This is a genomic window from Roseateles koreensis, from assembly GCF_028595305.1.
Classification (GTDB): Bacteria; Pseudomonadota; Gammaproteobacteria; order Burkholderiales; family Burkholderiaceae_C; genus Paucibacter_A; species Paucibacter_A koreensis.
Window position 1 is genome coordinate 51,064 of the sequence record NZ_JAQQXS010000005.1, and the last position, 15,060, is coordinate 66,123.

The window sequence follows — 15,060 nt, forward strand, 5'->3', positions numbered from 1 at the left end:
TTCAGTCGCCCAGCCGGTACGCCTGCCGGGGTCCTTCGACACCGCTGCGGCTGAGGCCAGCAACGACCAGCCCGGTCAGGTTTTGCGCGGGCACCGTGAACGTGCAGCGGTCCGGCTCACCTGGGCTGATGTACAAGCGCCACTGCGTGCCATGCAGGGTCCAAAGCAGCACCCTTGCGGCAGGGCGCTGCGGGGCTGGGGTGTTGCCTGCAGGCGCAAAGCTCAGTTGCCAGCTTGCCGCCGTGGCGTCAGTGGCCGCACGCATGAGCAGGGGCGGCAGGGGGGCAGGCGGGCGTGGGTCGAGCCAGGGCGTGGCCGGGGGTAGCGCGGCTTCGGCATACACCTCGGCTGCCAGGGTGTCGGCCAAGCCGCGGCGGTTTTGCATCAGCGCCACCATGCTGAAGTGGCCATGGCCGGTGCCGGGCGCGCGGCTGCGTTGCAGGGCAATCTGGCCGCTGATTTCGCTGACGGGCCAGCCATCCGCCTTGTCGCCGGCCGGGATCACTCGGCTGGTGAAAAGGCCGGCCCAAACGTGCCGGCTCAACGGGTTCTGCCGGTGCCAATAGTCCAGCAGCACACCAAAGGCTTGGGGCGGCTGCGCCATGGGCCAGTAGAGCTGGGGCAAGAGATAGTCCAACCAACCTTGGGTAAGCCATAACTCGACATCTGCATAGAGCTTGTCGTACTGGCTCATGCCGGTGATGCCGGTCGGCCGCAGGCTGGGTTTGGGAATGCCGAAGGGGCTGATGCCCAGTTGAACCCAGGGTTTGCCGCTGGCCCGCACCATTTGGTAGAGGCGCTGCACCAGCTGGTTCACATTGTCACGGCGCCAGTCGGCGCGGCTCAGGGTGCCGCCCTCTTGCCGGTAGCGCTGCCAGCCCGGCTCATCGGGAAAGTCGATCTCCGCCTTGGTCAGCGGGTCCACGACCGGGTAGGGATAGAAGTAGTCGTCCAGATGGATGCCGTCTACGTCGTAGCGGGTCAAGACGTCTTGAATCACGGCCAGCGTGTGTTGAACGGCGGCAGGCTCTGCGGGGTCGATCCACAGCTGGTCGCCATAACGCCTGATCCACTGTGGCTGCGTCTGGCTGAGGTGCAGCGCCGCCGGCGCCGAGCGCGCCTGTGAGGGCCGGGCACGAAAGGGGTTGAACCAAGCATGCAACTCCAGGCCACGGGCATGGGCTTGCTCGATCCACATCGCGAGCGGATCGTAGAAGGGCTCGGGGGCCTGGCCCTGCGTGCCCGTGAGCGATTCGCTCCAGGGCTCCAGGGCTGAGGCGTAGAGGGCATCGGCACCCGGGCGAACCTGCAGGATGAGGGTGGTGAGCTTCAGCGCCACGGCGCGGTCCAGCAGAGCGAACATTTCAGCCTGCTGCTCGACGGGCTTGAGCCCCTTGCGGCTGGGCCAGTCGATATTGCCGACCGTGGCCACCCAGGCCGCCCGGGTTTCACGCGGCAGGGGCGGCGCCAGAGCGGCCCAATCCATGGCTCCCGTCGCTGCGGCCTGCAAGGGCAGGGGGCGAGGCTGGTCGGGCCGCAGGGGCGATTCGGCGCAGGCTACCAGGGCGCCCGCCGTGGCGGTTAAAAGAGTACGGCGCGAAAGCATGGAGGGCATTAGAACGCGTTCAGTCTTTCCTGCCGTAGTCGGCGGGGACCCTGATCAGGGCGGTCATGACGAAGGAGGGCACGGTGGCGATCAACACCCAGATGAAGAAATGCAGGTAGCCGAGCTGCGCTTGCAGCCAGCCGCTCCACATGCCCGGCAGCATCATGCCCAGCGCCATGAAACCGGTGCAGAGGGCGTAATGCGCGGTCTTGTGAGGGCCTTCGGCCAACCACATCATGGTCATCAGATAGACCGTGAAACCGAGGCCATAACCCAATTGCTCGACGGCCAATGCCAGGCTGATCACGAGCAGGCTGTCAGGCTGGGTCAGGGCCAAAATGAGAAAGGCGAGGTTGGGCACATGCATCAACAGCACCAGCGGCCACAGGGCCCGCTTGAGCCCCACGCGCGAGATGATCCAGCCGCCTGCCAAGCCGCCCAACGTGAGGGCGGTCAAGCCCACCGTGCCATAGGCGATGCCTACTTGCTTGTTGCTCAGCCCCAAGCCGCCAGCGCCGATCGTGTCGAGAAGAAAGGGCGCAGCGAGCTTCAGGAGTTGCGCTTCAGGGAATCGGTACAGCAGCAAGAAGCCGATGCCCACGCCGATGCCGGGCTTGCGAAAAAACTCCGCAAATACGCTCGCAAAGCCCGTCAGCAGGCCGCCTGGCGGGCGTGCCGCTTCGGGCGTCTCGACGTCCAGGGCAGGCCGGGGCAAGATCAGCCAGTGATACACCGCCATCAGCACAAACAGGCCGCCCAGCAGGCCGAACACCAGCGACCAGGCGGTGGTCATCGAGCCGGTGCGCTCCTGCAATTCACCCGCCAGATACACCAGCCCGCCTTGCCCACCGATATTGGCCAGCCGGTAGAAGGTGGAGCGCACGCCGACGAAGGCCGCTTGGCTGCGCCGGGGCAGGGCCAGCATGTAGAAGCCATCGGCCGCAATATCGTGCGACGCCGAGGCGAAGGCCATCAGCCAGAACACCGCCAGACTGAGCTTGAAGGCCTGCGGCCCCGGCAGCGTCAGGGCCACCATCGCCAGCGCGAGGCCGATGAGGAACTGCATCGCCACGATCCAGGCCCGCTTGGTGTGAACCAGCTCAATCAGCGGTGACCATAGCGGCTTGATCACCCAGGGCAGGTAGAGCCAGCTCGTGTAGAGCGCGATGTCTGTGTTGTCCAGCCCGAGGTTTTTGTACAGGATGACCGACAGCGTCATCACCACCACATAGGGCAGGCCTTGGCCGAAGTAGAGCGATGGAATCCAGCGCCAGGGCGACGCCGTTGTGCTCATGACGTGGCGGCCAGGTGAGGTGCCGGGCAGCAAGCCGGCGAAGGAGGTGAAACAAACAGTGGCATGGGGCGATGGATCAGTCAGGGCGCCATTCTCCGTGACGCGGGCGCTGGATGGGGCGGGGGTTTTCGAAAAGGCGCGGCCCGGCGAATTACGCAGCGCACAAATATTTTTCAATGCCGCTGTAAGAACGGCACGCCGGCAGCGACTGAAGCAGCACAGGCTTCAGCATTTCAGCGACCTGTTCTGTCTCTAACCACTTGTTTTTACTGATCGGGAGTTCCTCATGCAACAGACTTTCAAATCTCTCTCCGCTGGCCTGAGCATCGCTGCCGCCGCCGCCACCTTGTTCGCCAGTGCCGGCTTCAGCGTGAACGCGCAAGCGGCTGACGACGGCATGGGCATGGTCAAGTGCTCCGGCGTCAACAGCTGCAAGGGCACGGCCGATTGCAAGACCGCCAAGAACGAATGCAAGGGCCAGAACAGCTGCAAGGGCCAGGGCTGGGTCAGCAAGAAGTCGGCGGACGAGTGCACAAAAATGGGCGGAAAGGTCGAAAAGTAAGCGCGATCCTGCACTGACAGTCAGCGCTCCTGGGACTGCACGCTGTGCAAGCCCAGGGGCGTGGCCCGTAGCCTGCAAGACCTGACCCACAGCACGGGCTATTTATCCAGCGAAATATCCTATGACAACACCTGTTCATGGCTTCGGTCTCGGCCTGCGGCCCGAGCATTACAGCGCTTTTGAGTCGCCATTGTCCCGAGGGCTGCGCCCGGACTGGTTGGAAATCATCTCGGAAAACTATATGGTGCCGGGTGGCCGCCCGCTGCACCATCTGGACCGTATCCGGCGCGATTACCCCATGGTCATGCATGGCGTGTCGCTGTCCATCGGCAGCACCGACGATTTGAATCTGGACTATCTCCAAGCCTTGAAGAGCTTGGCGGCGCGGGTACAACCGGCCTGGGTCTCAGACCATTTGTGTTGGACCGGCGTGGATCACCGCAATCTGCACGACCTGTTGCCCATGCCCTGCACAGAGTCGGCGCTGGCGCATCTGGTGCCGCGCATCCAGCAGGTGCAGGAGTTTCTGCAGCGCCCGCTGGTGCTGGAAAACGCCTCCAGCTATGTGCGATTCACGGCCGATGAAATGAGTGAAGCCCAGTTCGTGGCCGAGCTGCTGCGCCGTAGCGGCTGCCAGTTATTGCTGGACGTGAACAACGTCTATGTGTCCAGCCGCAATCATGGCTTTGATCCACGCGATTACATCGACCGCATGCCCGCCAGCCAGGTGGTGCAGATCCATCTCGCCGGGCATGAAGATCGCGGCACGCTGGTGGTGGACACGCACGATGCACCCGTCTGTGACGCGGTTTGGCAGCTCTATGTCTACACCCTGCTGCGCCTGGGCTTCAAGCCCACCATGATCGAGCGGGACGACCACATTCCTCCCTTGAATGACTTGTTGCTTGAGCTGGACCAGGCGCGCCAACTGGCTGCCACCGCGCTCAAACCCACGCAGATTGCTGCGCCGCGCGCCGCAGCGGCGATTGTTTGAGGCCGCGTCATGCCCGTGCAAAACCTTGATCACAGCGCGCCGAAACCGCCAAAGCCGTCGCAGCCCTTGCCGCCGCTGGCCTGCTTGAGGGTCCAGCAGCTGGCGCTGCAGCGCGCCGTTTTGAATCCTGCCGCTGCGCAGCCGTTCGGCCTGGGGGGTGTCACGTCACCCGGCTTGCCGATTTACGCCGAGGCGTACCGCGCCCGCTTGGTGGCGGCCCTGCGCGACAACTACACCGTCTTGAGCCGTGCCATGGGGGATGAAGCCTTTGACGCCCTGGCGCGAGCCTATGTGGACGCCCACCCGTCCGCGCATCCGTCGATCCGCTGGTTCGGCCACCAACTGGCTGAGTACATGGGCGGGCCTGTGGGCGACGCATGGGTGCCGCATCCCGCCCTGATCGACTTTGCCCGTATGGACTGGGCCTTGCGCGAAGCCTTCGACGGCCCGGATGCCCCGCCGCTGACGATCGTGCAGCTCGCCGAATGGCCGGCTGGGGCTTGGCCACAGCAGGTGTTCAGGCTCCATCCGACTGTGCGTCTGGTGCCGATGACATGGGCCATCGAGCCAGCATGGCGAGCCCTGCGGGCCGTCGACCCCGATGCTGGCGAGGCCGACCCCGTGCTGCCCGAGCCGCAAGCCCAGGTGCATTTGCTGCTGGTGTGGCGTGAGGCGCTGGAAACCCGTTGGCGCTCGCTGCCTGCCCACGAGGCGGCGTTGCTGCAGGCGATGGCCCGCGGCGATTGTTTTGCCGAAATTTGCGAGCAAGCGGCTGCCACCGGTCTGACAGGCTCGGCCGACCTTGCCGCCGCCCAGGTCTTGCAAGCCTTGCTGACTTGGGTGACGGCCGGCTTGTTGGTGTTGTAAGAAGGTCTTTTAGCTTTCAGCGCCGGCGCGTGCGCGGCGCGCATAACGCTGAGCCAGCACGGCGCACACCATCAGCTGAATTTGATGGAACAGCATCAGCGGCAGCAGCATCACGCCCACCACGGGCGCCGCGAACAGCACTTTGGCCATGGGCACGCCACTGGCCAGGCTTTTCTTGGAGCCGCAAAAGACGATGGTGATCTCGTCTTCTTTGCCGAAGCCGAGCGCACGGCTGCTCCAGGTCGTCAAGGTCAGTGTCAGGGCCAGCAGCAAGCCGCAGGCCACGGTCAGCGACAGCAACACCAGGGGCGGAACCTGCTTCCACAGCCCCTCCACCACCGCAGCGCTGAAGGCGGTGTAAACCACCAGCAAGATGGAGCCTTGGTCGACGAATTTCAGCCCGGCTGCGTGTCGTTTGACGGTGGCGCCAATCCAGGGTTGCAGCAATTGGCCCGCCACAAAGGGCAGCAGCAGCTGCAACATGATATGGCCCACGGCATCCAGCGTGCCGGAGCGCGCCACATCGCCGCTCACCACCAGCACACTGACCAGCAAAGGCGTGATGAACACGCCCAGCAGGCTCGACGCTGAGGCGCTGCACACGGCGGCCGACACATTGCCCCGCGCCAGGGCGGTGAAGGCAATGGCCGATTGCACCGTGGCGGGCAGGGTGCACAGAAACAGCATGCCAACGGCCAGATCGGGGGTCAACATCAGGCCAAACAAAGGCTTGAGCAAGAGCCCCAGCAGCGGAAACAAAACAAAGGTGCAGGCCAGCACCAAGAGATGCAGCCGCCAGTGGCTGAGGCCTGCCACCACTGCATCGCGCGACAGCTTGGCGCCGTGCAGAAAAAACAGCAGGGCAATTGCCAGGGTGGTGATCAACTCGAAGCTTTGTGCCACAAGGCCTTGGGCCGGCCACAGGCTGGCCAAGGTGACGGTGGCGAGCAGACAGAGCGTGAAGTTGTCGGGTAGAAAACGAGGACGGGTCATGGCGGCGGCTGGTTTGTAGGGCTGCAACAAAAGAGTTGGGGACGGGCGGGGGAGAGCCGACGCGGCACGATTTTGCACCGGATTCAGTGCGGCAACCTGTGGGCGGGCTAACGCCACTTGCAAGCGCAGGTGCCGGTGCAAGCTCAAGCGCAATTTCCCGCTTGCAGGCATGATTCAATTTTTGATTTTGTGGCGGCCCGGTGCCAACACAACCACCGATGGAGACTCGACCCATGTCCTATTTCGATTTCAAGAAGACTCCGGCGTTCCGGAGTGCCGGTCTGCGCAGCACGTTGCTCGGCTTGGTCCTGAGTGGGTATGGGGCGGTGGCGCTAGCGGCCTTGCCGGTGGGCGCCCCGGCGCCGGATTTCAGCGCCGAAGCGGCGGTGGGCGGCACGCCCTTCAAGTTCAAACTTGCCGAGGCCTTGAAGAATGGGCCTGTGGTGCTGTACTTTTATCCCAAGGCCTTCACCAGCGGCTGCACGATTGAGGCGCATCAGTTTGCGGAAGCCACCGATGAGTTCAAGGCGATGGGAGTGACGGTGATCGGCATTTCCAATGACGAGATCGAGACCTTGAAAAAGTTCTCGGTGGAAGCCTGCCGTAACAAGTTTGCCGTGGCTGCGGACGCCGGCGCCAAGGTCATGGCCGCCTACGACGCCAAGCTGATGTTGATGCCGAGCATGGCCGACCGCATTTCTTACCTCATCAGTGCGGATGGTCACATCGCCGCGGTGCACGCCAGCCTCGACGCCGAGGGACATGTCAGCGCCATGATGCAAGCCACCCGGGCGCTGCAAGCCGCAGACAAAACCAAGCCTCTCGCCAAGCCTGTCGTTAAGCCCGTTGTTAAACCATGAGTGCTGACCCTGCCTTGCATGCGCTCAGCGCGGTTGAACTGCTGGCGGCCTACCGCAGCCGGCAACTCTCACCCGTGGAGGTGACGCGCGCGGTGCTTGCGCACATCGAACGCTGGGAGCCGCAACTGCAGGCGCTCTATGCCTTCGACCCTGAACGGGCCCTGCAGCAAGCCCGGGCGTCGGAGGCCCGGTGGTTGCGGGGTGAAGCGCTGGCTCTGGACGGCGTGCCCTTGACCTTGAAAGAGAACATTGCCACCCAGGGCACGCCGATGCCCTTGGGCACGGCCGCCAGCGACCTGATCCCGGCTACGGAAGACGCGCCGCCCGCGGCCCGCCTGCGCGAGGCCGGCGCCGTGCTGTTGGCCAAAACCACCATGCCCGACTACGGCATGCTGAGTTCGGGGCTGTCGAGCTTTCATCCGCTGAGCCGCAACCCCTGGGATCTGCGCAAGAACCCGGGTGGCTCGAGTGCCGGGGCTGCTGCCGCTGCGGCAGCGGGTTATGGCCCCTTGCATGTGGGCACCGACATTGGCGGCTCGCTGCGCTTGCCCGCAGGCTGGTGCGGCATCTTCAGCCTCAAGCCCAGCGGCGGGCGCATTCCCATCAAGCCGGCTTACGCGGGCCGGGTGGCCGGGCCGATGACACGCACCGTGGCTGACGCCGCGCTGATGATGGCCGAACTCAGCCGGCCGGATTGGCGCGACCCCACCAGCCTGCCCACACAGGCCTTGGACTGGCGGGCTCCGCCGCTTGCGCTCAAGGGTTTGAAATTGGGGCTGATGTTGGACGCCGGCTGGGGCATGGCGGTTGAGCCCCAAACGGCGGCGGCAGTTTTGGATGCTGCCCGTCGCTTTGAGCAAGCGGGCGCCGAGGTGCAGCCGATGGCGGGCTTCAGCACCCGGGCCATGGTTGAGGGGCTGGACAAGTTCTGGCGCATGCGCTCCTGGTTGGATTTCCGAAAATTGCCGGCGGCGCGGCAGGACAAGGTGCTGCCCTACATCCGCGCTTGGGTGGAGACGGCGGCCCATCTGCGCGCGGACGAGCTCTTCGAGGGCTACAGCCAGATGGCTGCTTTTCGTGAAGCCGCTGTGGCGGCGTGCCAGCCTTTTGACTATGTGCTGTCGCCCGTCAGCCCGGTGGCAGCCTTTGCGGCCGAGTGGGCCAGCCCTTTGAACGATCCCGCGCAGCCTTTCGAGCACATCGCTTTCACCTTGCCCTTCAATATGAGCGAGCAGCCGGCGGCATCCATCAATTGCGCCTACACCGACACCGGTTTGCCCATTGGCCTGCAAATCGTTGGCCGGCGTTTTGATGACCTGGGGGTGATGCAACTGTCCGCCGCCTTCGAGCGCTTGCGTGCCCCCCAGCGCGCTTGGCCCGAACCCGCGTAGGAATTCCGAGGCATGTAGCTGATTTATGGGACAAACTGTCCCCTATCGTCGACCAAGAGGCGGTCAGCGACCCACACAATCCGCCCTGGTTGTCATCCCTGTGCCCAGGCCATGTGTCTTCATGGGCGGCCTAGCCAATCGGCCGCAGGGGTGGTGCAATGCGACGGGTTGATTGATTCACAACATATAAAGGATGCAGGCGATGAACAAATATGGTGCGGAGTTTTTGGGGACCTTCTGGCTGGTGCTGGGCGGTTGCGGCAGTGCGGTGCTGGCAGCCGTGTTTCCCAACAGCCTGGGCATTGGTTTCCATGGGGTGGCTTTGGCCTTCGGCTTGACCGTGCTGACCATGGCTTATGCCGTGGGTCATATTTCGGGCGGGCATTTCAACCCGGCGGTGTCGGTGGGCTTGTGCGTGGGGGGGCGCTTTCCGGCCTCGCAACTGCTGCCTTACATCGTGGCGCAGGTGCTGGGCGGTTTGGCCGCAGGCGGCGTGCTGTACCTGATCGCCAGCGGCAAGGCCGACTTTGATCTGGCCGGCGGCTTTGCGTCCAACGGCTACGGTGAACACTCGCCGGGTCGCTTTTCCATGCAAGCGGCGCTGATCACCGAGGTGGTGATGACGGCCTTCTTCCTGATCATCATCATGGGCGCTACCGATTCACGCGCCCCCGCCGGCTTTGCGCCCATCGCCATCGGCCTGGGCCTGACGCTGATTCACCTGATCAGCATTCCGGTCACCAACACCTCCGTCAATCCGGCGCGCAGCACCGGCGTGGCGCTCTATGTGGGGGGCTGGGCAGTGCAGCAACTGTGGCTGTTCTGGGTGGCGCCCATCGTGGGTGCCGTCATCGGCGCGTTGAGCTACCGTATGGTGGCGGGCGAGCAGCGCTGAGGCCTTGCGTCTTGTTTGAAAGCCTTGAAAGCCGACCCTAGGGTCGGCTTTTTTGCATTTGGCTGTCTTGAGTGGGGTGGTAGATTGGGCTTCGCAAAGGAATCCTGATCATGCCTTTTGATTTGCCAGCTGCGCTGGGCCCTTATTTGTTGCCACTGCTGATTGCGGTGCCCCTGGCCATTGTGGTGTTCGTCATCAGTGCCCGCCGCGGTGACGACCCGACCGCGCGCGACACCGTTGCGCCCTCCACGCTGCAGCCCGAGTCGGTGCACCTGCTCGTGGTTGACGATTCGGCCGTTGCCCGGGCCAAATTGGGCCGCTTGTTTGAAGGCGCCGGCTATCCGGTCACCCTGGCTCGCGACGGGGTGGAAGCCCTGGCCTGCCTGGCGGAGCGGCGGTTCGACGTGCTGATCACCGATCTGGAAATGCCCAATAAAGACGGTTTCGAGTTGATCGCCGCCGTGCAGGGCAGCCTGGAGACGGAAGATCTGCCCGTCATTGCCATCACCGGCCATGACGAGATGCAGGCCAGGGTCCATCAGGTTCAGGGCCTGTACGGCATTTTCAAAAAGCCGTGGAACGACCGAGAACTGCTCAAGCGCGTAGAAACCTTGTCGAGCTTGCGGCGCAAGAAAAAGCGCTGACGCCGAAATCCTGCACCCTACGCATGACCCGTTTCAGGGCGGCAAGAACCCATGGCGCGTCAGCACCGCCTGGCCGGCGGATGAGCGCAGGTAGTTGATGAATTGCCGTGCCCTCTCGGCATTGGGGCTACCGGCAACCACGGCGGCGGGGTAGTGAATCGGTGCGTACGTCGGCACGGGGAACGCGACCTTGACCCGCCGTTTGAGCGAGGCCGCGTCGGTGGAGTAGACGAAGCCCGCTTCCGCTTCGCCTCGCGCCACATGGTCCAGCGCCTGCCGCACGTTCCGGGCATACAAGGCCTTGGGGCTCAGGGTCGACCAGAGCCCCGCGACTTCGAGCGCGCTTTTGGCATAGCGCCCAGCGGGCACGCCCTCCGGCATGCCCATGGCCAGGTGGGCGACTTCAGGCTTCTTCAGGTCAGACAAGGTCTTGAGCGTCAGCGTGCTGGTGATGGGCGTGATGAGCACCAGCGTATTGCCCGCGAAGTTGAGGCGGCTGTGGGCTTGCACCAACTGTTGGGCTTCGGCGCGGTCCATGGCGTCCTGATCTGCTGATGCAAATACGTCGATGTGCGCGCCCTTGGCGATCTGCGCGAGCAATGCATCGGACGCTGCGAAATTGAACAGCAGTTGAGTGCCCGGATGTTGAGCCTCGAAGGCCGGCGCCATCTCTTTGAAGGCATTACTCAGGCTGGAGGCTGCGGCAACAGTCATCTCGGCGCCTTGGGCGATGCGTGCACCGGACATCAGGGCGACGATTACGGCGGCCCAGCGCAGCGCTTTGGCCGCAGGCGCGGTGGAGAGCGACATGGGGCACCGCATTTCGAGCTCAGTTCTTGACGAAGAAGCTGGGCGGCAATTGCTCGGTGGTCGCCGCGCGCTGAACGGCCGGCCGAGCTTGCATGCGCTGGAGGTAGGGGCCGAGATGGGGCCGGGTGTGGGCGGGGCGCTCAAAGTTGCGCGTCCAGCAACTCAGCACGAACGCCATGCAATCGGCCGGGCTGTAGTCGCGGCCCAGCAACCAGGGGCCGCCGCTGTGCTGCAACTGCTGGTCCAATTGGTCCAGCAACAGGCCGATGCGTGTCTCGGCGCGCGCCTTGACTTCGCTTGCTCCGCCTGTGTTGCCGTCAGCTACATAACGTTGAGAGTAGTAGTACACGGTGATGTTGGCGTGCAGGGTGTTGCTGAGCCAGAACATCCATTTGTAAACCTGGGCGCGCGCCGCCGACCCCACGGGCGGCAGCATTTGCGCTTGCGGATGCGTGTCGGCAAGGTGCAGCAGAATGGCGCCGGTTTCATACAGCACCAAGTCCCCGTCCACCAGCACCGGAACCAGCCCATTGGGGTTGAGTTTGAGGTAGTCAGGCGACTTCTGCGCGTTGTTCGCCCGGTCCACCCATTTCAGTTCAAACGGCACCCCCAATTCCTCCAGAAAAATGTGGGGCATCAAACTGGCGTCGCTGGGGTGATAGTGAAGGTGCAGCATGGGTGAATCTCTGTGAGGTGGGGTGCAGTGGGGTGCAGTGAAGGTGCGGTCGCAAGGGATGCCGGGCCGTGCAACTTTACCAACTGGAAACAGCGAAGCAGTCAGCCGCCCGCAGGAGGGTGGCGTTGAAATATCGATGGGTCACCGATTCTGATTCTCTTGTGTCTTGTGAGGCTGTGATGAATGCACTGATGATGAAAAAGACTGTGTTTTGGATAGGCCTGGTCGCAATGGCGAGTGTGGCAGGTGTGGCAAATGCTCATGAAGGGGGCCGGGATTTTGATGGCGGCCATGGTGGGCATGGTGGACACGTGGTGTATGACGACCACTTCCATCACGATCACTACTATCCGGCGCGTGGCTATGTGGTGGCTGGCGTGCCGCATGGCGCCTTGGCGGTGGGCTTCGGCCGGGATCGATATTGGTTCAGCGGCGGCGTCTGGTATCGGCCGTATGGCCCCAATTTCAGGGTGGTAGTGCCGCCCTTTGGCGTCGTGATTCCGCTGCTGCCGTCGGCCTACGTGACGCTCAGCATTGGCGGTATGCCGTATTACTACGCCAACGGCATTTACTACACCCTGGCGCAACCGGGTCCGGGTTATGTGGTGGTGCAAGCACCGCCTGGGGCTGACAACGCACAAGCGGTGAGTGCCGTGGTGCCCTCTGCCGCGCCACCTGCTGTCGTGGCGAGCCCAGCCAAGCCGGAGCCCGTCATCTATCCGCGCAATGGGCAGAGCGCCGCGCAACTCGAAGCAGACCGGCAGGGCTGCAATCGCTGGGCCACCACCCAACCCAGCGCGATGGGTGATGCGTCGGTGTTCAGCCGCGCGGTGGAGGCCTGCATGGACGCTCGCGGCTACACCCTGCGGTGAGTTTTATGGACGGCGTCAAGCCCATTGCACGACTCCTTCGGCCGCGTACCAGGCTTCCAGTCGTGGCGCCACAGCAGCTTCGATGCGTGTGCGCCGTACCTTCATGGTGGGCGTCAGGCAGCCGTTCTCGATGCTCCAGGGGTCGCGCAGGAGCACCAGCATGCGCAGTTGCGAGTAACTGGGCAACTGCGCGTTGACATGCGCCAGCAATTGGGTCATTTGCTGCACGACATCGGCCTGAACGGCTGGGTCGGTGATCTTGGGGCGCAGCGTTTCGTTCAAGACAATCAGGGCATAGGCTGCCGGCTGGCCCACCCCTGAAACCAGGCTCAACTCGATGTAGGGGTGGGCGTTCAGCAGGTTTTCCACCGGTGCCGGGGCCACGTATTTGCCCTTGGCCGTCTTGAACAACTCCTTGACGCGGCCCGTCAGCTTGAGCAGGCCTTGCGCGTTGTATTCGCCCTTGTCGCCCGTGTGGAAAAAGCCATCGGCGGTGAAGATTTCAGCATCCAGATCCGGGCGCTTGTAGTAACCCACCAACTGGCCGGGTGATTTGACCAGAATCTCTCCGTCCGCGCTGATTCGGGTCTGCACGCCGGGCATGGGTGCGCCCACCATACCGGTCGCCCGCAGCTGCGTGGTTGAGCTGTGCGAGTAGGCAAAATCTTCGGTCATGCCATAGCCCTCCAGCAGATTCAGGCCGAGCTTGCGATACCACTCGATCAGCTCCGGCGGGATCGGCGCCGAGGCGCTCATCGCCATGCGCACCTGGTCCAGGCCCAAGCCGCGCAGCACCTTGCGGCGCACCAGTCCGCCAATCAGCGGCAGCTTCAACAGGCGATCCAGCTTGGCGGCGGGCATTTTGCTGAACACGCCTTGCTGGAACTTCAGCCACAAGCGCGGCACTGAGCAGAACAGCGTGGGCCGGGCGCGAGCCAAGTCTTGCACAAACGTGTCCAGCGACTCCGCGAAGAATACATGGGTGCTGCCGTCTACCATGCTTGCGCAGGCCAATACCGCCCGCTCGTAGACATGGGCCAGGGGCAGGTAGGACAGCACCCGCATCGGCGTCCCGGCAGGCAGTACCGCCCTGACGAAGGCCACGCTGGCTTCGGTGGTACGCGTGACGCGCTCAAAGTTGTGCATCACGCCCTTGGGTTCACCCGTCGACCCCGAGGTGTAGATCAGCATGGCCAACTCGGTGGGCGTGCGTTGCGGGCGGCCCGGTAGCGGCGGCGTGCGTTGGATGATGTCTTGCCAGGTCTCGAAGCCCGTGGCTGGCGCCAGGGGCAGGGCGATGCAGGGGAGATGGCTTGGCACGCCGGGCTGTTGCGCAGGCCAGTTGTCGAGCTTGCCGACGAACAGCAGGCTGGCCTCACTGTGTTCCAGAACATAACGAACAACGTCTGCGGTCTCGGTCGGGAAGATCGCCACCGTAGTGCCGCCGGCCATCCAGATCGCCAGTTCGGCGATGATGAAGTGGGCGCAATTCTTCGACAAGATGGCGATGCGCGCGCCACGCGGCAGGTTCAGCGATAGCAGGTGGGCGGCCATGCGCCGAGCCTCGTCTACCGTGCGTGACCAGCTGTAGTCTTCAACCCGGCCGCCTCCCAGGGGTTGGGTCAGGTAGACCTGATTTGGCGCCTGCGCCTCGTAATCGAAGACATAGTCGAGTATCAGCTTGGAAGTCGTTGTCGCCAAAGTGCCCACCTTTCCAGTCCGCCATAACGCAGCAGCTGAGCGCATCGCCTGAAAGCGACGCGCTCAGCTGTCCATTGAATGGCGGATTATGTGAACGGTGCCGCTGCGGCGCTTAGGTGTTTTCGCCAAGCCCGTTGAACAGGGCGAGGTATTCCTGGGTCAGCTTGTGGCGTTGATCCAGATGGATCATGGGTCGGGCCAGCTCATGCGACTCTTTGATCTTCACGCTGGCGCTGAGGTAGGGTTGCAGCACGGGCAAGCCTTCGTCGAGCAACTCCTGCACCGTGCGCTGGGGCAGGCTGGCGCGCGGCTGGAACTGGTTTACCACAATGCCTTCCACCCGCAGATCCCTGTTGTGATCGGCCTGAATCTCGTTCACGCTCTCCAGCAGACCGTAGAGCGCGCGGCGTGAAAAGTCGTCGCAGTCAAAGGGAATCAGGCAGCTATTGGCCGCGATCAGGGCCGAGCGGGTGTAGAAATTCAGCGCTGGCGGCGTGTCGATCCAGATTTGGTCGTAGTCTTTTTCAAGCGCCTGCAAGGCGTCCCGCAATTTGTAGATTTTGTAGCGGCTCTCTAATTTGCTGTGGAGTTCTTCCAACGCCGGGCTGGCACGCATCACATGCAAATGCTCCCAAGCTGAGGGGCTGATGAAGTCCGCCGTTTTGGTCGGCCTAACGCTGAAACTCAGCGTTGATTGGAAGAATTCCGCGGCACCAGGCGCCGCGTCGTCGGCCGCGTCACCCAGCAGATAGCGGGTGGAGTTGCCTTGCGCGTCCAGGTCGACCACCAAGGTTCGCAGGCCTTGATGCGCAGCAATGGCTGCCAAGTTGCTGGTGATCGTGGATTTGCCCACGCCGCCCTTTTGATTGAACACTACACGCCGCATGAAACGCTC

Annotated in this window: 15 protein-coding genes; 8 read left to right on the forward strand and 7 right to left on the reverse strand. The window is 63.5% G+C overall.

What is annotated here, in order from left to right; all coding sequences use genetic code 11:
* Position 1 precedes the first annotated feature (1 nt).
* Positions 2-1,606: a glycoside hydrolase family 10 protein gene (locus tag PRZ01_RS06555; RefSeq protein WP_273595970.1), complete on the reverse strand. Its 1,605-nt coding sequence runs from the start codon at positions 1,604-1,606 to the stop codon at positions 2-4.
* A gap of 19 nt (positions 1,607-1,625) precedes the next feature.
* Positions 1,626-2,900: an MFS transporter gene (locus PRZ01_RS06560; RefSeq protein ID WP_273595971.1), complete on the reverse strand. Its 1,275-nt coding sequence runs from the start codon at positions 2,898-2,900 to the stop codon at positions 1,626-1,628.
* Positions 2,901-3,186: 286 nt separating this feature from the next.
* Here PRZ01_RS06560 and bufA2 point away from each other — a divergent pair, with 286 nt between their 5' ends.
* The 3 genes from bufA2 (at position 3,187) to PRZ01_RS06575 (ending at position 5,323) form a co-directional block, all read left to right on the forward strand.
* On the forward strand, positions 3,187-3,462 hold the full coding sequence (bufA2, locus tag PRZ01_RS06565; protein ID WP_273595972.1) for a BufA2 family periplasmic bufferin-type metallophore: 276 nt from the start codon (positions 3,187-3,189) through the stop codon (positions 3,460-3,462).
* A 121-nt stretch (positions 3,463-3,583) separates the two neighbouring features.
* Entirely contained in the window at positions 3,584-4,456 is an 873-nt protein-coding gene (gene bufB, locus PRZ01_RS06570; protein WP_273595973.1) for an MNIO family bufferin maturase, read from the forward strand.
* 9 nt (positions 4,457-4,465) lie between these two features.
* Positions 4,466-5,323, forward strand: a complete 858-nt coding sequence (locus PRZ01_RS06575; protein ID WP_273595974.1) for an HvfC/BufC N-terminal domain-containing protein — start codon at positions 4,466-4,468, stop codon at positions 5,321-5,323.
* A 9-nt stretch (positions 5,324-5,332) separates the two neighbouring features.
* Here PRZ01_RS06575 and PRZ01_RS06580 read toward each other — a convergent pair whose 3' ends face one another.
* Positions 5,333-6,316 (reverse strand): bile acid:sodium symporter family protein, encoded by a 984-nt coding sequence (locus tag PRZ01_RS06580; RefSeq protein WP_273595975.1) that lies wholly within the window; start codon positions 6,314-6,316, stop codon positions 5,333-5,335.
* A 233-nt stretch (positions 6,317-6,549) separates the two neighbouring features.
* Between PRZ01_RS06580 and PRZ01_RS06585 the strand changes: the two genes are divergently transcribed.
* The 4 genes from PRZ01_RS06585 to PRZ01_RS06600 all read left to right on the forward strand — a co-directional run bounded on the left by PRZ01_RS06585 (position 6,550) and on the right by PRZ01_RS06600 (position 10,106).
* Positions 6,550-7,176 (forward strand): peroxiredoxin, encoded by a 627-nt coding sequence (locus PRZ01_RS06585; protein ID WP_273595976.1) that lies wholly within the window; start codon positions 6,550-6,552, stop codon positions 7,174-7,176.
* Positions 7,173-8,567, forward strand: a complete 1,395-nt coding sequence (locus PRZ01_RS06590; RefSeq protein ID WP_273595977.1) for an amidase — start codon at positions 7,173-7,175, stop codon at positions 8,565-8,567. The genes PRZ01_RS06585 and PRZ01_RS06590 overlap by 4 nt, the downstream gene beginning before the upstream one ends.
* 202 nt (positions 8,568-8,769) lie before the next feature.
* A complete protein-coding gene (gene aqpZ, locus PRZ01_RS06595; protein ID WP_409993814.1) occupies positions 8,770-9,462 on the forward strand; it encodes an aquaporin Z in 693 nt (230 codons plus the stop codon).
* Between the two features lie 110 nt (positions 9,463-9,572).
* Positions 9,573-10,106 carry a response regulator gene (locus PRZ01_RS06600; RefSeq protein ID WP_273595979.1) on the forward strand — a complete coding sequence of 178 codons (534 nt, stop codon included), beginning with the start codon at positions 9,573-9,575 and terminating at the stop codon, positions 10,104-10,106.
* Between the two features lie 33 nt (positions 10,107-10,139).
* Here the strand turns inward: PRZ01_RS06600 and modA are convergent, their stop codons facing one another.
* Together modA and PRZ01_RS06610 are read right to left on the reverse strand one after the other, a co-directional pair.
* A complete protein-coding gene (gene modA, locus PRZ01_RS06605) occupies positions 10,140-10,916 on the reverse strand; it encodes a molybdate ABC transporter substrate-binding protein (RefSeq protein ID WP_273595980.1) in 777 nt (258 codons plus the stop codon).
* A gap of 19 nt (positions 10,917-10,935) precedes the next feature.
* Positions 10,936-11,592 (reverse strand): glutathione S-transferase family protein, encoded by a 657-nt coding sequence (locus tag PRZ01_RS06610; RefSeq protein WP_273595981.1) that lies wholly within the window; start codon positions 11,590-11,592, stop codon positions 10,936-10,938.
* 191 nt (positions 11,593-11,783) lie between these two features.
* On the opposite strand from PRZ01_RS06610, the gene PRZ01_RS06615 reads away from it, so the two are divergent.
* A complete protein-coding gene (locus tag PRZ01_RS06615; RefSeq protein WP_273595982.1) occupies positions 11,784-12,464 on the forward strand; it encodes a DUF6515 family protein in 681 nt (226 codons plus the stop codon).
* 15 nt (positions 12,465-12,479) lie between these two features.
* Here PRZ01_RS06615 and PRZ01_RS06620 read toward each other — a convergent pair whose 3' ends face one another.
* Both PRZ01_RS06620 and PRZ01_RS06625 read right to left on the reverse strand, forming a co-directional pair.
* Positions 12,480-14,165 carry an AMP-binding protein gene (locus PRZ01_RS06620; RefSeq protein WP_273595983.1) on the reverse strand — a complete coding sequence of 562 codons (1,686 nt, stop codon included), beginning with the start codon at positions 14,163-14,165 and terminating at the stop codon, positions 12,480-12,482.
* 112 nt (positions 14,166-14,277) lie between these two features.
* Positions 14,278-15,051: a ParA family protein gene (locus PRZ01_RS06625; protein ID WP_273595984.1), complete on the reverse strand. Its 774-nt coding sequence runs from the start codon at positions 15,049-15,051 to the stop codon at positions 14,278-14,280.
* Positions 15,052-15,060 lie beyond the last annotated feature (9 nt).

Bases quoted from the DNA above. Each gene is read 5' to 3' on its own strand.
- PRZ01_RS06625 (WP_273595984.1), bottom strand. From the start codon at position 15,051: ATGCGGCGTGTAGTGTTCAATCAAAAGGGCGGCGTGGGCAAATCCACG.
- bufB (WP_273595973.1), top strand. From the start codon at position 3,584: ATGACAACACCTGTTCATGGCTTCGGTCTCGGCCTGCGGCCCGAGCAT.
- PRZ01_RS06590 (WP_273595977.1), top strand. From the start codon at position 7,173: ATGAGTGCTGACCCTGCCTTGCATGCGCTCAGCGCGGTTGAACTGCTG.
- PRZ01_RS06610 (WP_273595981.1), bottom strand. From the start codon at position 11,592: ATGCTGCACCTTCACTATCACCCCAGCGACGCCAGTTTGATGCCCCAC.
- PRZ01_RS06600 (WP_273595979.1), top strand. From the start codon at position 9,573: ATGCCTTTTGATTTGCCAGCTGCGCTGGGCCCTTATTTGTTGCCACTG.
- aqpZ (WP_409993814.1), top strand. From the start codon at position 8,770: ATGAACAAATATGGTGCGGAGTTTTTGGGGACCTTCTGGCTGGTGCTG.
- PRZ01_RS06580 (WP_273595975.1), bottom strand. From the start codon at position 6,316: ATGACCCGTCCTCGTTTTCTACCCGACAACTTCACGCTCTGTCTGCTC.
- PRZ01_RS06560 (WP_273595971.1), bottom strand. From the start codon at position 2,900: ATGAGCACAACGGCGTCGCCCTGGCGCTGGATTCCATCGCTCTACTTC.
- PRZ01_RS06615 (WP_273595982.1), top strand. From the start codon at position 11,784: ATGATGAAAAAGACTGTGTTTTGGATAGGCCTGGTCGCAATGGCGAGT.
- PRZ01_RS06555 (WP_273595970.1), bottom strand. From the start codon at position 1,606: ATGCTTTCGCGCCGTACTCTTTTAACCGCCACGGCGGGCGCCCTGGTA.
- modA (WP_273595980.1), bottom strand. From the start codon at position 10,916: ATGTCGCTCTCCACCGCGCCTGCGGCCAAAGCGCTGCGCTGGGCCGCC.
- bufA2 (WP_273595972.1), top strand. From the start codon at position 3,187: ATGCAACAGACTTTCAAATCTCTCTCCGCTGGCCTGAGCATCGCTGCC.
- PRZ01_RS06575 (WP_273595974.1), top strand. From the start codon at position 4,466: ATGCCCGTGCAAAACCTTGATCACAGCGCGCCGAAACCGCCAAAGCCG.
- PRZ01_RS06585 (WP_273595976.1), top strand. From the start codon at position 6,550: ATGTCCTATTTCGATTTCAAGAAGACTCCGGCGTTCCGGAGTGCCGGT.